Annotated in this window: 13 protein-coding genes; 9 read left to right on the top strand and 4 right to left on the bottom strand. The window is 69.0% G+C overall.

The window, feature by feature from the left end:
* Nucleotides 1-13 precede the first annotated feature (13 nt).
* The 3 genes from sthA (at nt 14) to ACH4YP_RS34485 (ending at nt 3,174) form a co-directional block, all read left to right on the top strand.
* Nucleotides 14-1,417 (top strand): Si-specific NAD(P)(+) transhydrogenase, encoded by a 1,404-nt coding sequence (sthA, locus tag ACH4YP_RS34495; RefSeq protein WP_361055812.1) that lies wholly within the window; start codon nt 14-16, stop codon nt 1,415-1,417.
* A gap of 152 nt (nt 1,418-1,569) precedes the next feature.
* On the top strand, nt 1,570-2,190 hold the full coding sequence (locus ACH4YP_RS34490) for an L-threonylcarbamoyladenylate synthase (RefSeq protein ID WP_398494768.1): 621 nt from the start codon (nt 1,570-1,572) through the stop codon (nt 2,188-2,190).
* A 216-nt stretch (nt 2,191-2,406) separates the two neighbouring features.
* Complete coding sequence (locus ACH4YP_RS34485; protein ID WP_398494766.1) at nt 2,407-3,174, top strand: sulfite exporter TauE/SafE family protein; 768 nt, start codon at nt 2,407-2,409, stop codon at nt 3,172-3,174.
* A gap of 11 nt (nt 3,175-3,185) precedes the next feature.
* Here the strand turns inward: ACH4YP_RS34485 and ACH4YP_RS34480 are convergent, their stop codons facing one another.
* The 3 genes from ACH4YP_RS34480 to ACH4YP_RS34470 all read right to left on the bottom strand — a co-directional run bounded on the left by ACH4YP_RS34480 (nt 3,186) and on the right by ACH4YP_RS34470 (nt 5,404).
* Nucleotides 3,186-3,869, bottom strand: a complete 684-nt coding sequence (locus ACH4YP_RS34480) for an NUDIX domain-containing protein (RefSeq protein ID WP_361055960.1) — start codon at nt 3,867-3,869, stop codon at nt 3,186-3,188.
* Nucleotides 3,870-3,978: 109 nt separating this feature from the next.
* Nucleotides 3,979-4,791 (bottom strand): fibronectin type III domain-containing protein, encoded by an 813-nt coding sequence (locus ACH4YP_RS34475; RefSeq protein ID WP_398494765.1) that lies wholly within the window; start codon nt 4,789-4,791, stop codon nt 3,979-3,981.
* Between the two features lie 10 nt (nt 4,792-4,801).
* Nucleotides 4,802-5,404: a hypothetical protein gene (locus ACH4YP_RS34470; RefSeq protein ID WP_398494763.1), complete on the bottom strand. Its 603-nt coding sequence runs from the start codon at nt 5,402-5,404 to the stop codon at nt 4,802-4,804.
* 320 nt (nt 5,405-5,724) lie between these two features.
* Here ACH4YP_RS34470 and ACH4YP_RS34465 point away from each other — a divergent pair, with 320 nt between their 5' ends.
* The 6 genes from ACH4YP_RS34465 (at nt 5,725) to ACH4YP_RS34440 (ending at nt 14,928) form a co-directional block, all read left to right on the top strand.
* Nucleotides 5,725-7,782 (top strand): discoidin domain-containing protein, encoded by a 2,058-nt coding sequence (locus tag ACH4YP_RS34465; protein ID WP_398494762.1) that lies wholly within the window; start codon nt 5,725-5,727, stop codon nt 7,780-7,782.
* 26 nt (nt 7,783-7,808) lie between these two features.
* On the top strand, nt 7,809-8,462 hold the full coding sequence (locus tag ACH4YP_RS34460; protein WP_361055829.1) for a TetR/AcrR family transcriptional regulator: 654 nt from the start codon (nt 7,809-7,811) through the stop codon (nt 8,460-8,462).
* Between the two features lie 327 nt (nt 8,463-8,789).
* Nucleotides 8,790-10,169: a cytochrome P450 gene (locus ACH4YP_RS34455; RefSeq protein ID WP_398494760.1), complete on the top strand. Its 1,380-nt coding sequence runs from the start codon at nt 8,790-8,792 to the stop codon at nt 10,167-10,169.
* A complete protein-coding gene (locus tag ACH4YP_RS34450) occupies nt 10,153-11,178 on the top strand; it encodes a (-)-alpha-amorphene synthase (protein WP_361055834.1) in 1,026 nt (341 codons plus the stop codon). Before ACH4YP_RS34455 ends, ACH4YP_RS34450 begins: the two co-directional genes overlap by 17 nt.
* Before the next feature lie 176 nt (nt 11,179-11,354).
* Entirely contained in the window at nt 11,355-14,264 is a 2,910-nt protein-coding gene (locus ACH4YP_RS34445; protein ID WP_361055837.1) for an AAA family ATPase, read from the top strand.
* Nucleotides 14,265-14,472: 208 nt separating this feature from the next.
* Entirely contained in the window at nt 14,473-14,928 is a 456-nt protein-coding gene (locus ACH4YP_RS34440; protein ID WP_361055840.1) for a TerB family tellurite resistance protein, read from the top strand.
* A gap of 69 nt (nt 14,929-14,997) precedes the next feature.
* On the opposite strand, the gene ACH4YP_RS34435 is transcribed toward ACH4YP_RS34440, so the two are convergent.
* Complete coding sequence (locus tag ACH4YP_RS34435; protein WP_398494758.1) at nt 14,998-15,930, bottom strand: M56 family metallopeptidase; 933 nt, start codon at nt 15,928-15,930, stop codon at nt 14,998-15,000.
* Nucleotides 15,931-15,936: the final 6 nt, after the last annotated feature.

Raw genomic sequence — 15,936 nt, 5'->3', positions numbered from 1 at the left:
CACACTCCGGAGGGTGCGTGACTTCGACTTGCTCGTCATCGGATCCGGCCCGGGCGGCCAGAAGGCCGCCATCGCCGCGGCCAAGCTCGGCCGCCGGGTCGCCGTCGTCGACCGCCCCGACATGGTCGGTGGGGTCTCCATCCATACCGGGACCATCCCCTCGAAAACTCTGCGCGAGGCGGTCCTCTATCTCACCGGTCTCACCCAGCGCGATCTGTACGGGCAGAGCTACCGCCTCAAGGAGGACATCACCGTCGCCGACCTGACCGCGCGCACCTCGCACGTGGTCAGCCGTGAGGTCGACGTCATCCGCAACCAGCTCTCCCGCAACCACGTCTCCCTCTTCGCCGGCACCGGCCGCTTCGTCGACGACCACACCGTCGCCCTGCGCGAAGTGACCGGCCACGACCGGATGTTGAGCGCCGACAACATCGTCATCGCCACCGGCACCCGCCCGGCCAGGCCAGCGACCGTCGAGTTCGACGAGCGGACGATCCTGGACTCCGACAACGTTCTCAACCTGGAGCAGGTGCCCCGCTCCATGGTCATCGTCGGGGCCGGCGTGATCGGCATGGAGTACGCCTCCATGTTCGCCGCCCTCGGCAGCAAGATCACCGTGGTCGAACAGCGGCCCGGGATGCTCGACTTCTGCGACGTCGAGGTGATCGAGTCGCTCAAGTACCACCTGCGGGAACTCGCGGTCACGTTCCGCTTCGGCGAGACGGTCGCCGCGGTCGAGAAGCACCCCAAGGGCACGCTCACCATCCTGGAGAGCGGCAAGAAAATCCCCGCCGACTCCGTCATGTACTCCGCCGGCCGACAGGGGCTCACCGACGAACTCGACCTGGACAAGGCGGGGCTGTCCGCCGACCGGCGCGGGCGGATCACCGTCGACGAGCACTACCGCACCGAGGTGCCGCACATCTACGCCGTCGGCGACGTCATCGGCTTCCCGGCGCTGGCCGCCACCTCGATGGAACAGGGGCGAACGGCGGCGTACCACGCGTGTGGTGAACCGGTGAACCGGATGCACGACCTCCAGCCGATCGGCATCTACACCATTCCGGAGATCAGTTTCATCGGGAAGACCGAGGACCAACTCACCGAGGACTGCGTGCCGTTCGAGGTGGGCATCTCCCGCTACCGCGAACTGGCCCGGGGCCAGATCATCGGCGACTCGCACGGCATGCTCAAGCTGCTGGTCTCCCCCGAGACCCGGAAGCTGCTCGGCGTGCACTGCTTCGGCACGGGCGCCACCGAGCTCATCCACATCGGGCAGTCGGTGATGGGCTGCGGCGGAACCGTCGACTATCTGGTCGACGCCGTCTTCAACTACCCGACGCTCGCCGAGTCGTACAAGGTGGCCGCCCTGGACGCGACCAACAAGATCCGGCAGATCGACCGGCTCAGGGACTGACGACCCTCCACGCCGAATCCGTCACGGCGCTGGTGAGCCCAGCTCACCGGCGCCGCGCGGAGACCCACACCGGACTCCGCGTAGGACCTCCTCACCGGACCTCCGCACGGGGCCTGCGTCGGCCGCGAGGGCCGAGAGCATAAGCTCGGCATGTGGCCAAGTACTTCGACGTTCATCCCGAGAATCCTCAGCAGCGGACGATCAGCCAGGTCGCCGGCTCCATCCGCGCGGGCGCGCTCGTCGTGTACCCCACGGACTCCTGCTTCGCGCTGGGCTGTCAGCTGGGAAGCCGTGACGGCATCGACCGGATCCGGTCGATCCGCCGGCTCGACGACCGGCACCACTTCACCCTGGTGTGCCAGAACTTCGCGCAGCTCGGCCAGTTCGTACAGGTCGACAACGACGTGTTCCGCGCCATCAAGGCATCGACCCCCGGCAGCTACACGTTCATCCTGCCCGCGACCAGGGAGGTGCCGCGCAAGCTGCTCCACCCGAAGAAGAAGACGGTCGGGGTCCGTATCCCCGACCACGTGGTCGCCCAGGCCCTGCTCGCCGAACTCGGCGAACCCCTCCTGTCCAGCACCCTGCTCCTGCCCGACGAAGAGGAGCCGATGACCCAGGGCTGGGAGATCAAGGAACAGCTCGACCACGTCGTCGACGCGGTGATCGACTCCGGGGACTGCGGCACCGAGCCGACCACGGTCATCGACTTCTCCAGCGGCGAGGCCGAGATCGTGCGCAAGGGAGCGGGCGACACGGCACGGTTCGAGTGATACGCCGCTCGGCGGGGCGGCCGACGGTGGAGCCGTGCCGCGCGTCGGCGCGCGGCCGGGCGGGGGCAGGGTGGTAGCGGCCGGGACACTTCGGCGTGAGCCGAAGCGTTCGCCGCATAGCGTCGGCGCCATGAACGTCTCCCGGCGCCTCGTCCGCCGTACCGCCTCAGCCGTCCGGCCGACCACGGGCAGCGGCCGCGCCGGGCGGGGCGCCGCGTGACATCGCTGGAAGGTCTCGCCGTGTTCGCCGCCGGGGTGGGCGCGGGCGGCATCAACACCGCGGTCGGCTCGGGCACGCTCATCACCTTTCCGGTTCTGCTCGCCACCGGTCTGTCACCCGTCACCGCCACGGTCTCCAACGCGCTCGGGCTGATCCCCGGCAACATCAGCGGAGCCTTCGGCTACCGGGAGGAGCTGCGCGGCCAGCGCCGGCGCATCCTGAAACTGGGCGTCGGCGCCCTGCTGGGCGGCCTGACGGGCGCCACGCTCCTGCTGGCTCTCCCGGCGACGGCGTTCGAGCGGATCGTGCCGGTCATGGTGGGGCTCGCCCTCGTTCTGGTCGCGTTCCAGCCCCTGATCAGCAAGTTCCTGCGCGACCGCCGCGCACGGACCGGTGTCCCGGCCCGCCGCGACGGTGGCCCTCTGCTGTTCACCGGCCTGACCCTCGCCAGCGTCTACGGCGGCTACTTCGCCGCCGCGCAGGGAATCATCTACGTGGCGGTGATGGGGACGCTCCTGGACGAGTCGCTGCAGCGCCTCACCGCCGTCAAGAACGTCCTGGTCGCCATCGTCAACACAGCCGCCGCGACGTTCTTCCTCTTCGTCGCGGACTTCGACTGGACGGCCGTCGCACTGATCGCCTGCGGTTCCGCGCTGGGCGGCCAGTTCGGGGCCAGGATCGGCCGCCGCTTCAGCCCCGCGGTCCTACGGGCCCTCATCGTGACGGTCGGCACCGTCTCGATCGTCCAACTGCTGCTCCGCTGAACCCGCGTGGCCTACTCCGTGGCTGACGCGTCCTTCCCGCTGAACGGCCCTTCCAGTGCCGCCCACTGCAACAGCATGATGGTCTTCGCGTCGGCGATCTCGCCGCTGCGGATCATGGCCAGAGCCTGCCGGAAGGGCAGTTCGACGGTCTCGATGTCCTCGCCCTCCTCGTCGAGGCCGCCGCCCTCGTGGGTGCGGGTGGCCGGTCCGTACGAAGCGGCGTAGAAGGTCACGCGCTCGGTGACCGACCCCGGGCTCATATAGACGTCGAAGACCCGCTGGACGTCACCGACCGTGTGGCCGGTCTCCTCGATGACCTCGCGTCGTACGGCTACCTCGGGGTGTTCGTCGTCCTCGTCCAGCAGTCCGCCGGGGGTCTCGACGAGCATCCCGTCCGGGTGGCCGTTGACGTACACGGGATAGCGGAACTGCCGGGTGAGCAGCACGGTTTCGCGGTCCTCGTCGTAGAGCAGAATCGTGGCGCCGTTGCCGCGGTCGTGCGTTTCGCGCTCCTGGGTGGTCCAGGTGCCGTCGGCGTGCTGGAAGTCGAAGGTCGTGGTGCGCTCCACGTACCAGTGGCAGGAAAGCAGTTTGACGTCCCGCACCTTGACCCGGTGGTTTCCCGTCAGGTCGAGGCCGACCCGGTCGAGTCCGGTGCGGCCCCTGCTGTCGGGGGTGTCGATGCCCGCGGTCATCGTGCGCCCGCCGGAGAGGAGGTGCGGGTGGTGCCGGAGGTGAATGTGCAGGTGGAACAAGTGGTCATGCCCTGCTTCTACCATCCTGGTCCGGTCCGTGTCAGGCAGGTCAGGGACCGGCGGCCTCGCCGGTGGTCAGCCGGACCACGTTCGACCGCTCGCCGTAGGTGAAGGCCCGGACCCGGTAGGACGCCTCCTTCTCGGTGGGCAGGGTGATCAGACCTGTGGAATTGACGTCGGGACCGAGGACCACGACGGGTTCGTAGGCCGGGTCTGTCCTCGTACGGGCCTCCAGCAGGAACCCCGCCTCGTCGGAGGCACGGTCCGTCCACGTGAAGAGGATGCCGTTCGCATGCTTGACCGCGACCTTGAACCCGGTGGGCGCTCCCGCACCCGTGGAACGGAGGGGTCGGCCCGGGACCGTCCGCTTCGGATCCTTGCGAGCGGGCAGCCAGTCGTGGCTGGAGTCCTCGTCCGCCGCCGTCAGTTCCCCCTCCGGGAGGCTGACGCCCACCGGCTCCGAGGCAGGACCGCGAAAGGCGCGCAGCCGGTAGAAGAAGGTGGTGTTCGGGATCAGATCGGGGTGCCGGTAGCTCGTCGCCCCGGGCGGCAGATACCGCAGGACGGTGTACGGTCCCGACTCCTCGGTCGCGAATTCGAGTACGTGGCCAGAGGCGGCCGAACTGCCGCCCTGCCAGCGCAGATCGATGTCGGTGGGTGTGGTGCGCTGGGCACGGAGTACGACCCCTGAGGCGGCGTCGGCCTTCCCTGCCACCGGGCGGTCGGCGGTCGCGGGACGCGTGTCCTCCCCGCCCTCGCCCGTCGTCCGCGTGGCGGAGCAGGCCGACAGCGCCAGGACGAGAGCGAGGGCGAGCGCGACGACGAGCACTGTCGGCGCCGCGACGCGTACGGGAACACTCATCGGTTCGCGGCTACTTGCGCCAGAAGCGGACGTTGCTCCACACGACGGTGGCCGGTCCGTTGCCGCTGTTGGTGCGGTAGGCGCCGAACTTGTCGTAGAAGCTGCCGCCGGGGCTCGCGTAGGTGTGCTGGAGCGAGCCGTTGATGTACGTGCGGTGCGAAGTGCCCACCTGGTGAACGGTGTTGACGCGGACCGTGGCGCCGACCGTGCCCGCGTTCGACAACGTGTCGCCTCCGTGGACCGCGTACAGCCGGCCGCCGCGTTCGACCGCGAGCATGAAGTACGGGCCGGGCGCGGAGTCGTTGAAGGTCTGCTTGAGGCTGATGCGGGTGCCGCTGAGGCTGCTGATCCGGAAGTAGCCCTCGAACTGGCGGGTGCCACCGGTGTAGGTGGCGTACCGCCGCTCGGCCCGCTGGTCGCCGCTGGCCGTCGAGCAGGTGAGCTGGAAGGTCAGTCCGTCGACCTGTCCGCAGCCTCGCTCCTGGACGGTGTAGGTGGGAGAGACCGAGGTCCAGCCGCCGGGTTCCACCTCGGCGACGGCGTTCGGCAGGGCCAGGAACGTTGAAGCGCACACCGCACCGGTCACGGTGAGCGCCCGAAAGCGCGTGAGCATGTCGGCTCCTTGGGCGTGGGGGGTTCAGCCGGGATTCACAGACATGAACGATGACTGCCTTTTTGAACAACTGACTGGAAGGTAGGACTGGACCAACGGGTCGTCAAGAGGCCCATGTGCACCGGCTGTTCATCGCCCCGCCCCGTCACGGCCGACGAACCATCAGGTCATCCGTCCCGGACTCTTGACTCCGTTCACCGCAGTCGCGATTCTCGACCCATCGTTTGCACGAGTCATGACAACCAGTCGTGGGTGTCGCGCCCCCGACTGGCCGGCTCATCGACCGCGCCGTCCGCCGACCGAAGACGTGGGTGATGACCATGACTCAACAGCCGCACCACAGACGCAGACCCGTCACGGTTCTGTCGTTGCTCCTGCTCGTGATGGCCGTGACGCTCGGGCCCACCCCCAGTTCCGCGGCGGGGACGGACTGGTGGAACCCGGTCGCGCGCCCGGCGCCGGACTCCCGGATCGGCATCACCGGCGAGCCCTTCAAGGGGACCAACTCCCAGGGCGAGGTACGCGGGTTCGTCGACGCGCACAACCACATCATGGCCAACGAGGGCTTCGGCGGCCGGCTCATCTGCGGCAAGCCGTTCTCCGAGGCGGGAGTGGCCGACGCGCTCAAGGACTGCCCCGAGCACTACCCCGACGGCTCGCTCGCGATCTTCGACTTCATCACCAACGGCGGCGACGGCAAGCACGACCCCGACGGGTGGCCCACGTTCAAGGACTGGCCGGCCTACGACTCGCTGACCCACCAGCAGAACTACTACGCCTGGGTGGAGCGGGCCTGGCGCGGCGGCCAGCGCGTACTCGTCAACGACCTCGTCACCAACGGCGTGATCTGTTCGGTCTACCCCTTCAAGGACCGCAGCTGCGACGAGATGACGTCCATCCGGCTGCAGGCGAAGCTGACCTACGACATGCAGGACTACATCGACAAGATGTACGGCGGCACGGGCAAGGGCTGGTTCCGGATCGTCACCGACAGCGCGCAGGCCCGCAGCGTCGTCGAGCAGGGCAAGCTGGCCGTCGTCCTGGGCGTCGAGACGTCCGAGCCGTTCGGCTGCAAGCAGATCCTGGACATCGCCCAGTGCGACAAGGACGACATCGACGCCGGTCTGGACGAGCTGTACGACCTCGGCGTACGCAGCATGTTCCTCTGCCACAAGTTCGACAACGCGCTCTGCGGGGTCCGTTTCGACGAGGGCGGCCTCGGTACGGCGATCAACGTCGGCCAGTTCCTGTCGACCGGCACCTTCTGGCAGACGGAGAAGTGCACGGGCCCGCAGCACGACAACCCCATCGGGGGTGCGGCGGCGCCGAGCGCCGAGGAGGAGTTGCCGGCGGGGGTCGAGGTCCCGTCGTACGACGACGACGCGCAGTGCAACAAACGCGGGCTCACCGAGCTGGGCGAGTACGCCGTACGCGGCATGATGCAGCGCAAGATGATGCTCGAGGTCGACCACATGAGCGTCAAGGCCACCGGCCGGGCACTCGACATCTTCGAGTCGGAGTCCTACCCCGGCGTGCTCTCCTCGCACAGCTGGATGGACCTCAACTGGACCGAGCGCGTCTACGGTCTCGGCGGCTTCATCGCCCAGTACATGCACGGCTCCGAGGCGTTCAGCGCGGAGGCGGACCGTACCAAGGCACTGCGCGAGAAGTACGACGTCGGATACGGCTACGGCACCGACATGAACGGCGTCGGCGGCTGGCCGGCCCCGCGCGGCGCGGACGCCTCGAACCCGGTGACGTACCCCTTCCGCAGCGCCGACGGCGGGTCGGTCATCGACAGGCAGACGACCGGTTCGCGTACCTGGGACCTCAACACCGACGGCGCCTCGCACTACGGGCTGGTCCCGGACTGGATCGAGGACATCCGGCAAGTCGGCGGTCAGGACGTCGTGGACGACCTCTTCCGGGGCGCCGAGTCCTATCTCGACACCTGGGGCGCGTCCGAGGGGCACAAGGCGGGGGTGAACCTTGCCAAGGGCGCCTCCGCGTCGGCCAGTTCGTCGGAGTCCAACCCGTTCACGAGCTTCGCCCCGGGCCGGGCGGTGGACGGCGACACGGGCACCCGCTGGGCGAGCGACTGGAGCGACGACCAGTGGCTCCGGATCGACCTCGGCTCCACGAGCACGGTCAAGCGGGTCACCCTCGAATGGGAGCGCGCCTACGGGAAGTCGTACCGCGTCGAGGTCTCCAAGGACGGCACCACCTGGCAGTCCGTCTGGTCCACCACCGCCGGTGACGGCGGTCTGGACACGGCCCGGTTCAACGGCGTACCGGCCCGCTATGTACGGATCCTCGGGCTGGACCGGGGCGCCGACTGGGGCTACTCCCTTCACGAGGTGGGCGTCTACAGCAGCTGACGCCCGCCGGAACGAAGGGAACACCCATGGCACGGATGCCGTCGGCCGATCGGCGTCGACAGCTCACCGAAGCGGCCATCCGCGCGATGACCCGGGACGGCGTCTCCAGGACGACGACCCGGTCCATCGCCGCGGAGGCGGGTCTGTCCCTGAGCGTCTTCCACTACTGCTTCGACTCGAAGCAGGCCCTGATCGAGTCCGTCATCACGACGATCACCGAGCACTCCGTCACGGTGGTCAGGGAGGCGATCAGGCCGAAGGCAACCCTCCGGGAGACCGTCCGGGCCGGCTTCCAGGCCTACTGGGACCATGTGTCCGCGCATCCCGGCGAGCACATGCTCACGTACGAGCTGACGCAGTACGCCCTGCGTCAGCCGGGGTTCGAGCATCTGGCACGGCGGCAGTACCAGCTGTACTGCGACACCTACACCGAGCTCGTCGAACAGCTCGCCCGCAGCATGGACTTCGAACTCCGCGTGCCGGCCCCTGTGTTGGCCCGCTACCTGGCCGCCATGACCGACGGGCTGACCCTGAACTTCCTCGTGCTGGGCGACGACGAGGCCTGGGCGGACATCCTCGACACGATCACCGACCATGTCGCGGGCCTCGTTCGCGACGCCGACGAACTCCGGCCTCGTACAGGATCCGGGCCCGCCGGTTCCTCTTTTTCGTCCCCCTGATGTGACCCTTCAACAAAAGGCCACTTGAGTGACGAAAGCCAATTCCAGTAAATGCAGCGTACATCAAACATGTTTCACCCAACGCCTCTTTGTGCTCCTGTGCGCCCCCACGGAAAGTGGATCTGGGGAGCCGACAGCAGATGAACTGGGCAGGACATGAATCAAGCACCGAGCCGGTGGCACGTTCACCGATTTACGTGAGTCGACTGAGGCAGGTGGTATCCGATGAGCGACGCCATGCCCAAACCGGATCGACTATGGACTGTGGGCACTGCGCCAGGCATATTCCCAAGCATCAGTCACGGTATCGCTTTGTTCCGTCAGCCGTTGGCTTTTCTGAATTCCCTGCCGGCCCGCGGCGATCTGGTCGAGATACGCCTGGGCCCGCTGCGGGCCTGGATGGTGTGCCACCCGGAGCTGGTCCACCGGATGCTCATGGACCCGCGCACCTTCGACAAGGGAGGTTCGCAGTACGACAGGCTCCGGGCCCTGATGGGTGACGGTGTGGTCACCTGCCGCCAGGCGGCACACCGGCGGCAACGCACCTTGCTCCAGCCGGACTTCCGCGCCTCCCGCGTCGCCGACCACACGGAACTGATGGGCGAGGAGGCCGAGTCGGTGTGCCGGGCGTGGCAGGCCGGGCAGAGGATCGACGTCAGCGCGGCGATGATGGCCCTGACGACAAGGGTGACCAGCCGCGTCCTCCTCTCGGACTCGCTCGACGACGCCAGGGCCGCCCAGGTGCGGAGCGCCCTCGGCACCATCGTCCGTGGCCTGTTCGTCCGCACGGTCGTGCCGGTCGACGCCCCGTTCCGCGTCCCCACACCGGCGAACCGCCGCTATCGGCGTGCGGTCGACCGCCTGCACGCGATCATCGACTCCGTCATCGCGGAGCGGCGGCGAGGTGCTCCCCGCGACGACCTGCTGGGGACGCTGCTGGCGGCCACCCGTGACGGGGGCGAGGATGCCCCGGTCACCGAACAGGAGGTCCACGACCAGCTCATCACGCTCCTGATCACCGGAGTGGAGACCACCGCGCTCTGCCTGGCCTCCGCCTTCAGCCTCCTGGCACAGCATCCGGAGACCGAGCGCCGGCTGCACTCCGAGATCGACACCGTGCTCGACGGACGACGACGGCCGCGCCTCGACGACCTGTCACGGCTCACCTACACCCGGTCCGCCGTCACCGAGACGCTGCGCCACTCCCCACCGGGCTGGCTCTTCACCCGCGTCACGACCAGAGAGACGGAGCTCGGCGGGTGCCGACTCCCCCGGGGCGCCACCGTCCTGTACAGCCCCTACCTCCTGCACCACGATCCCGCGTCGTTCCCCGACCCCGAACTGTTCCTGCCCGAGCGCTGGTTGCCTGGCTCGGAGCGGACCGGCGCCGCACAGCACCGCGCGATGCTGCCCTTCGCCACGGGAAGCCGCAAGTGCATCGGGGACGCGTTCGCGATGGCGGAGGCCACGGTGGCGGTTGCGACCATCGCCGGTCGCTGGCGGCTGCGGCACCCGCCCGGACCGGTCGGACAACCGCGCCCCGCGGTGACGTTGGGCCCGAGGTCGCTGCCGATGATCTGCGAACCACGCTCACCCATATCGGCCGGCAATCCACCTCGCGCCCGTTCTCTCGCTCCCCGAACCACGGTGACATCCCGTACACAGGACCCCCGAACGGCAGGTGACAACGGTGTCGACGACGCATGAGGAAATCACGGTCTCCCTGCAAGAAGAAATTCCCGCGGACAACTTGAAGGACCTCATCGACGCCAATCTCCACATGCCGTTCCCTTTCATGAGCAACCGCCATGAATCCGAATCGGCGGCAGGCGTCGACACATGGCTGCGCACCTGGGGACTGACCGACGACCCGGCAGTGGCCACCATGATCGCCAAAACTCGCCCGGCCGAACTCGCGTCCTACAACAGCCCAACCGTGGACCACGACATCCTCCAGATCGTGGCCAACCAGATCGCCTACCAGTTCGTCTTCGACGACCTGGCGGAAGAAGTCGGCCGAGAGCGGCCGGGCCGCCTCCTGCCCATGCTCACCGAGAGCATCGGGATCCTGCGCGACGGCCAGGCACCGGTCACGCCCCTCGGAGCGGCCCTGGCCGATCTTCACCGCCAGGTCCGGGAACGGTGCACGCTGGCGCAGGCCGCGCGGTGGTCATGGAACAGCCGCGAGTACGTGCACGGCCTGCTGTACGAGGCGGTAGCCCAGACGCACTCGCCTCCCGTGCGGATGGGGTTGTGCAACTCGATACGTTCGCTGACCGCGGGCATCGAACCCTTCTATCCGTTGTACGAAGCCGCGCAGCCCTGCGAACTCACCCCCGAGGACCTCCATCACGCCACTATGCGGCGTCTGAGGCGTCTCTCGGTCGATGCGGCAGTGTGGACAGCCGACCTCTTCTCCTCGGTGAAGGAGCAACGGACAGGCGGAATGATCAACCTGGCACTCGCCTACCAGCGCGCGAACCACAGTTCCCTGCCGGAAGCCGTCACGCTCGCCATCCAGCTGATCAACAGTACGATCCGCGAGTTCGAGCGGCTGTACCAGGAGACCGAGCCGGAACTGAGCCCGGCCGGCATCGGCTACATGGACGGCATGGCCGGCTGGATCCGCGGGTGCTACTACTGGTCCCGCTCCGTGCCTCGATACGCCGACGCTGCGGCGACCTCCGTCCCACGAGCTTTCGCCGTCAACAGCTGACCCCACAAGAAGGCCAATCGAATAACATTACCTGAGGGGCAGGCGCTCAAACCGTTCCGGTGCATGATTCGCCCTTCCCTGTGTACTCATTGCTCAATACGACCACCCGATGTCCGCAAGGGCGTACGCTCATCGCTGCCTTCCGAAGGATCAACGAACAGGAAGCGGTAGGGCATATGGCGCATGAGCTGCGGCAACCGGACCCCGAAAACAATCTGTTGCTGGAGCGCCATAGGGAACTCCGTGCGATCGACGCCGCATTGGCCAACCTCAGCGAGACACGGGACGGTGTGCCGCGACCGCGGCACACCGGACTGCTCACGTTCACCGGCTCCGCCGGGCTGGGCAAGACGGCCCTCATGACGGAGGCACGCGCCCGGGCCGTGGCCCACGGATTCACGGTGTTCTCGGGCAAGGGCGGAGAGAAGGAGCAGGAGCTGGCCTTCCACGTGGTCCGCCAACTCGTGCAACCCGCCCTGGCCGCGATGGGGGAGACCGAACGCCGGGCCTTCCTGGGCAGTTGGTACGACATCGTCGCCGCCGCGCTCGGTCTGGAGGCGACGGGCACCGCCCGGGTGCCGGACCCGACCGGAGTGCGCGACGGACTCGACTGGGTCATGACGCGCCTCACGGTGATGAAGGCGCCCGTCATCCTGCTCCTGGACGACATGCACTGGACCGATGTCGAGTCCCTGAACTGGCTCGCGTCCTTCGCCCCACGGACCGAGGACCTCCCGCTGCTGATCGTCGCCGCCTACCGGCCCGACGAACTGCCGAACGAGGCGGCGGCCTTCCGCACACTCGTCGAACGCCACCGGAACCGCCCCTACTCCCTCTCACCGCTCACGGCCGCGGGCGTGGCACGCATCGTCAGGGACGAGGTGGGTGAGGAAGCCGAGGACGAGTTCTGCGAGGAGTGCTGGACGGCCACCGGCGGAAGCCCGTTCGAGGCCGTCGAACTCGCCATCCGACTCGGCGAGCGGCGCCTGAAGGGCACACGGGACGAGTTGTCCTCGATGCGGGACCTCGCCTCGGCGGTCAAGGGCCCGGGACTGCTCGACCGGCTGCACCGGCTCGGCACGACCACCGTCCGCTTCGCGTGGGCCGCGGCCGTCCTCGGCACGTCCATCTCGCCGGAGCTCGCCGCCACCATCGCGGTGGTCGGCAGTGAAGAAGCAGCCGAGGCGACCGAGAGGTTGCGCACCGCCCGGATCATGAAGAGCACGCCGGGTCAGGGAGGCGGCCTGGAGTTCGTACACCCCCTGATCGCCACGGCGGTCTACCGGGACATCTCCGCGAGTCTGCGGGTCGGTCTGCACAACGCCGCGGCGGAGGCGGTCCACGCCGCGGGGTACGGCCCCACCGCCGCTTCCCGGCATCTGCTGGAAGTCCCGTGCGAGGGCAGGCCCGAGGCGGTCACATGCCTGCGGGAGGCCGCCCGCGAGTACCTCTGCGCCGGGGCCCCGGAGGCCGCCCGGCGCGTCCTGACCCGGGCCCTTCAGGAGCCGCCCCTTCCGGAGGACCGTGCGGCACTCCTCCACGAACTCGCGTGCTCGACCTTCCTGATCGAACCCGCGGCCACCGTCAGCCATCTGCGGGCGGCTCTGGCGGAGCCCGGGGTCGACCCCGATCTGCGCGCCTCCATCGTCTACCGGCTGACCCAGGCGCTGGCCCACCTCGACCGGGTGGCGGAGGCCGCGGCGGTGGCCGCCGACGAGGCGCAGCAGGCGACCAATCCGCGCATCCGACTTCGCATGCAGGCCGACCACTTCGTATGGAGCGCGTTCCGTACCGACGAACCCGACTCGGCCGCCCGCTCGCGCAAGCTGGCACGGCTGGCCGCGCGGCTGACCGGCCGCGGTCTGGAGGAGCGGTACATCCTGGGCCTGCGGTCCTGGGACGCAATGATGCGAGGCGAGCCGCGGCAGACCGTTCTTGAGCATGCCGAGGAGTCCCTGCGAGGCGGGCTGAGCTGGACCGCCGAGAACCGGGGCTTCGAGTTGCCCGTTTCCGTCGCCCTCGTCTTCATGTACTGCGACCAGCCACGACGGGCCGAGGAACTGTTCGCCAAGGGGATGGCCGAGTGCGAGACCAAAGGCTGGCGCGGCTCCCATCTGGCCGTCGGCCAGACCCTCTTCGGCTACATCCGCTACCGTCGCGGCTGCCTCACCGAGGCGGAGGAACTCGTACGTGAGGGACTGCGCACCGCCGACCGGGTGGAAGGCGCGGTGCCCGCCCAGTGGTTCGCCATCGGCATCCTCATCCAGACCCTCCTCGCCCGTGGGCGGACCGGAGAAGCGCGGCAGCTCGCCGACTTCTACCACTACGGCGAGATCGTCCCGAATGCCGTCATCTACCCGGATCCCCGCACGGTGTACGCCGAACTGCTCCTGGCCGAGGGCCGGAACTCCGATGCCGAGCACCTGCTCTCGGAGGTCGGGGAATGGCTGGATTCACGGTCCTGGCGCAACCCGGCCTGGTGCCCCTGGCAACTGAACCTCGCGTCCGCTGTCGCTCCCACCGCCCCCGACCGGGCGATCCGTCTCGCCCAGGACGCCGTCAAGCGGGCCCGTGACTTCGGTGCGGCCTCCGCGATCGGCCAGGCGCTCCACACCGAGGCCGAGGTGACCGGCGGATCCGCGTCGCTCGACCTGTACGCGGAGGCGGTCGAGCATCTCGAACGGTCGCCCGCCTCCTACGAGTTGGCCCGTGCGCTGGTCGGCCACGGGGCCGCGCTGTCCCGGAGCGGCAGGCTGCACGAGGCCGCGGACCGTCTCTACCAGGGTCAGGAAAGCGCCGTACACTGCGGTGCCGAGGCCCTGGCCACCCGGGCCAGGACAGAACTCTCGGCGGCCGGACTGCGGCCACTGCCCCTTCGCTACGGACAGACGGACACACTCACCGCTCCGGAACGCAAGGCCGCCGAGATGACGGCCCAGGGGCTCCCGGCAGGAGTGGTCGCGAAGGCGCTGAGCCTCACCGAGCAGGGCGTGACGCGGCTGCTCTCCTCGGTCTACCGCAAGATCGGCACCGACGCCGCCGGCCTCGCCAGAGCCCTGGAGACCTTCCCCCGCCCTCGTCCGTGACCTGATGGTCCGAAAGCCCGGGTCCGGACCGTCCGGACCCGGGCTTCCGGCTCCCTTCGCCCAGTGGCCCGCTCTGCGACCGCAGTCGGCCGCACACTCCTACGACCGCCGTCACCCGCACCTGATAACTTCTACATCACTGTAGAAGTTTGCGGCGGTCGGAGCCCCCACGGGCTCGGGCCCACCTCTGACACAAACCGGAGTTCTCATGGCCCTGTGGGACCGCGTCAAGGAGTCCGCATCGACGATGCAGACCCAGCTGGTGACGAAGAAGAACGACCTCAAGAGCGGCGCCTTCCGTGACGCCAGCATGGCGATGTGCGCACTGGTCGCGGCCGCCGACGGCACCATCGACCCGGCCGAGCGTCGCCGTGTGGCCCAGCTCATCGCCACCAACGAGGTTCTGCAGAACTTCCCCGCCGACGACCTCCAGCGCCGCTTCGACGGCAATCTCGACAAGCTGGTCGCCGACTTCGACTTCGGCAAGGTCAGCGTCCTCCAGGAGATAGCCAAGGCGAAGAAGAAGCCCGCCGAGGCGCGTGCCGTGATCCAGATCGGCATCGTCATCGGCGGCGCCGACGGCGACTTCGACAAGACCGAGCAGGCCGTCGTCCGCGAGGCGTGCTTCACCCTGGACCTGCCGCCCCACGAGTTCGACCTCTGACGGGAACGCGCTCCACGGGCCGGGCCGTACCCCCTCACGGGCGACGGCCCGGCCTGTCGTCCTGGCGGCTCAGAGTGGTGTCGCGGCGTGCAGGATGAGGACCATCGTCACGGCGGAGTTGGCCGAGGACATCGCGGAGAGCGCCGTCCCGACGGCCGCCGTCCAGGTGGCCATGCCCACCGTGGTGAACAGGGAGGGCCAGTTGCGTACAGCGGGCGCCGGCTCCAGGAGGGCCGCCACCCGGCGGGGCACCGGGCCCGGTGCGGCGAAGCCGGCGAGTGTCGGGAGCGGGGTGCCCCTGGAGACCAGGGCCGCCTTGCCGATCGCGCACGCCACGACCCTGCGGCTGCCCACGGCGTGGGCCGCCGCTTCGTCGGCCCAGCGTTCCGCCGTGTACGACACGGCCGTTCGCAGCGGTCGCAGGAACGGGTTGGCGCGGGCCGCGAGTTGCACGACCAGGAGAAAGCGGTGATGGCGGGCCGTCAGATGTGCGCGCTCATGGGCGAACAGGGCACGCCTTTCAGCGGGTTCGAGGCAGGACAGCAGGGCCGTGGTGACCACGACCCGGTCGCGGGCTCCGCCGGGCAGGGCGTACGCGTAGGGCGTCTCGTCGGGCAGCACCGCGACCCCCGTACCGGGCAGACCGGCCAGCGCGCGATGGGCGCGGCGACGCACTCTGCCGTGCCGGCACAGCGTCCCGGCGCACACCACGGCCACCGCCAGAAGAGCGGGGATGGCCACTCGTCCGGCCACCTCGTCGTACGGGACGGCCGCGCGCACCTCGGGGTCCGACCACCCGTCGGGCAGTGGGTTGCCGGGCAGTTGCGCGGTGCCGACGACCATCAGCAGCGCCAGACAGACCGTGCTGCAGACGGCCATGACACCGGCCACGCCGGTCAGCAGCCGGGTGGCGGTGCCGGGATGCAGGCGCTGCTCGGCCAGCCGGGCGATCGGCCAGGCCGTCAGGGGCAGGACCAAGGGCAGAAAGACGAACACCCCCATGAGGCT

Origin of the sequence: Streptomyces sp. NPDC020747 (assembly GCF_044334695.1) — a bacterium.
Classification (GTDB): Bacteria; Actinomycetota; Actinomycetes; order Streptomycetales; family Streptomycetaceae; genus Streptomyces.
The sequence above is the reverse complement of the archived record's forward strand: the minus strand, read 5'-3'. Positions and strand labels throughout refer to the sequence as shown.

Bases quoted from the DNA above. Each gene is read 5' to 3' on its own strand.
- ACH4YP_RS34465 (WP_398494762.1), top strand. From the start codon at position 5,725: ATGACTCAACAGCCGCACCACAGACGCAGACCCGTCACGGTTCTGTCG.
- ACH4YP_RS34480 (WP_361055960.1), bottom strand. From the start codon at position 3,869: ATGACCGCGGGCATCGACACCCCCGACAGCAGGGGCCGCACCGGACTC.
- ACH4YP_RS34445 (WP_361055837.1), top strand. From the start codon at position 11,355: ATGGCGCATGAGCTGCGGCAACCGGACCCCGAAAACAATCTGTTGCTG.
- ACH4YP_RS34460 (WP_361055829.1), top strand. From the start codon at position 7,809: ATGGCACGGATGCCGTCGGCCGATCGGCGTCGACAGCTCACCGAAGCG.
- ACH4YP_RS34470 (WP_398494763.1), bottom strand. From the start codon at position 5,404: ATGCTCACGCGCTTTCGGGCGCTCACCGTGACCGGTGCGGTGTGCGCT.
- ACH4YP_RS34475 (WP_398494765.1), bottom strand. From the start codon at position 4,791: ATGAGTGTTCCCGTACGCGTCGCGGCGCCGACAGTGCTCGTCGTCGCG.
- ACH4YP_RS34435 (WP_398494758.1), bottom strand. From the start codon at position 15,930: ATGGGGGTGTTCGTCTTTCTGCCCTTGGTCCTGCCCCTGACGGCCTGG.
- ACH4YP_RS34440 (WP_361055840.1), top strand. From the start codon at position 14,473: ATGGCCCTGTGGGACCGCGTCAAGGAGTCCGCATCGACGATGCAGACC.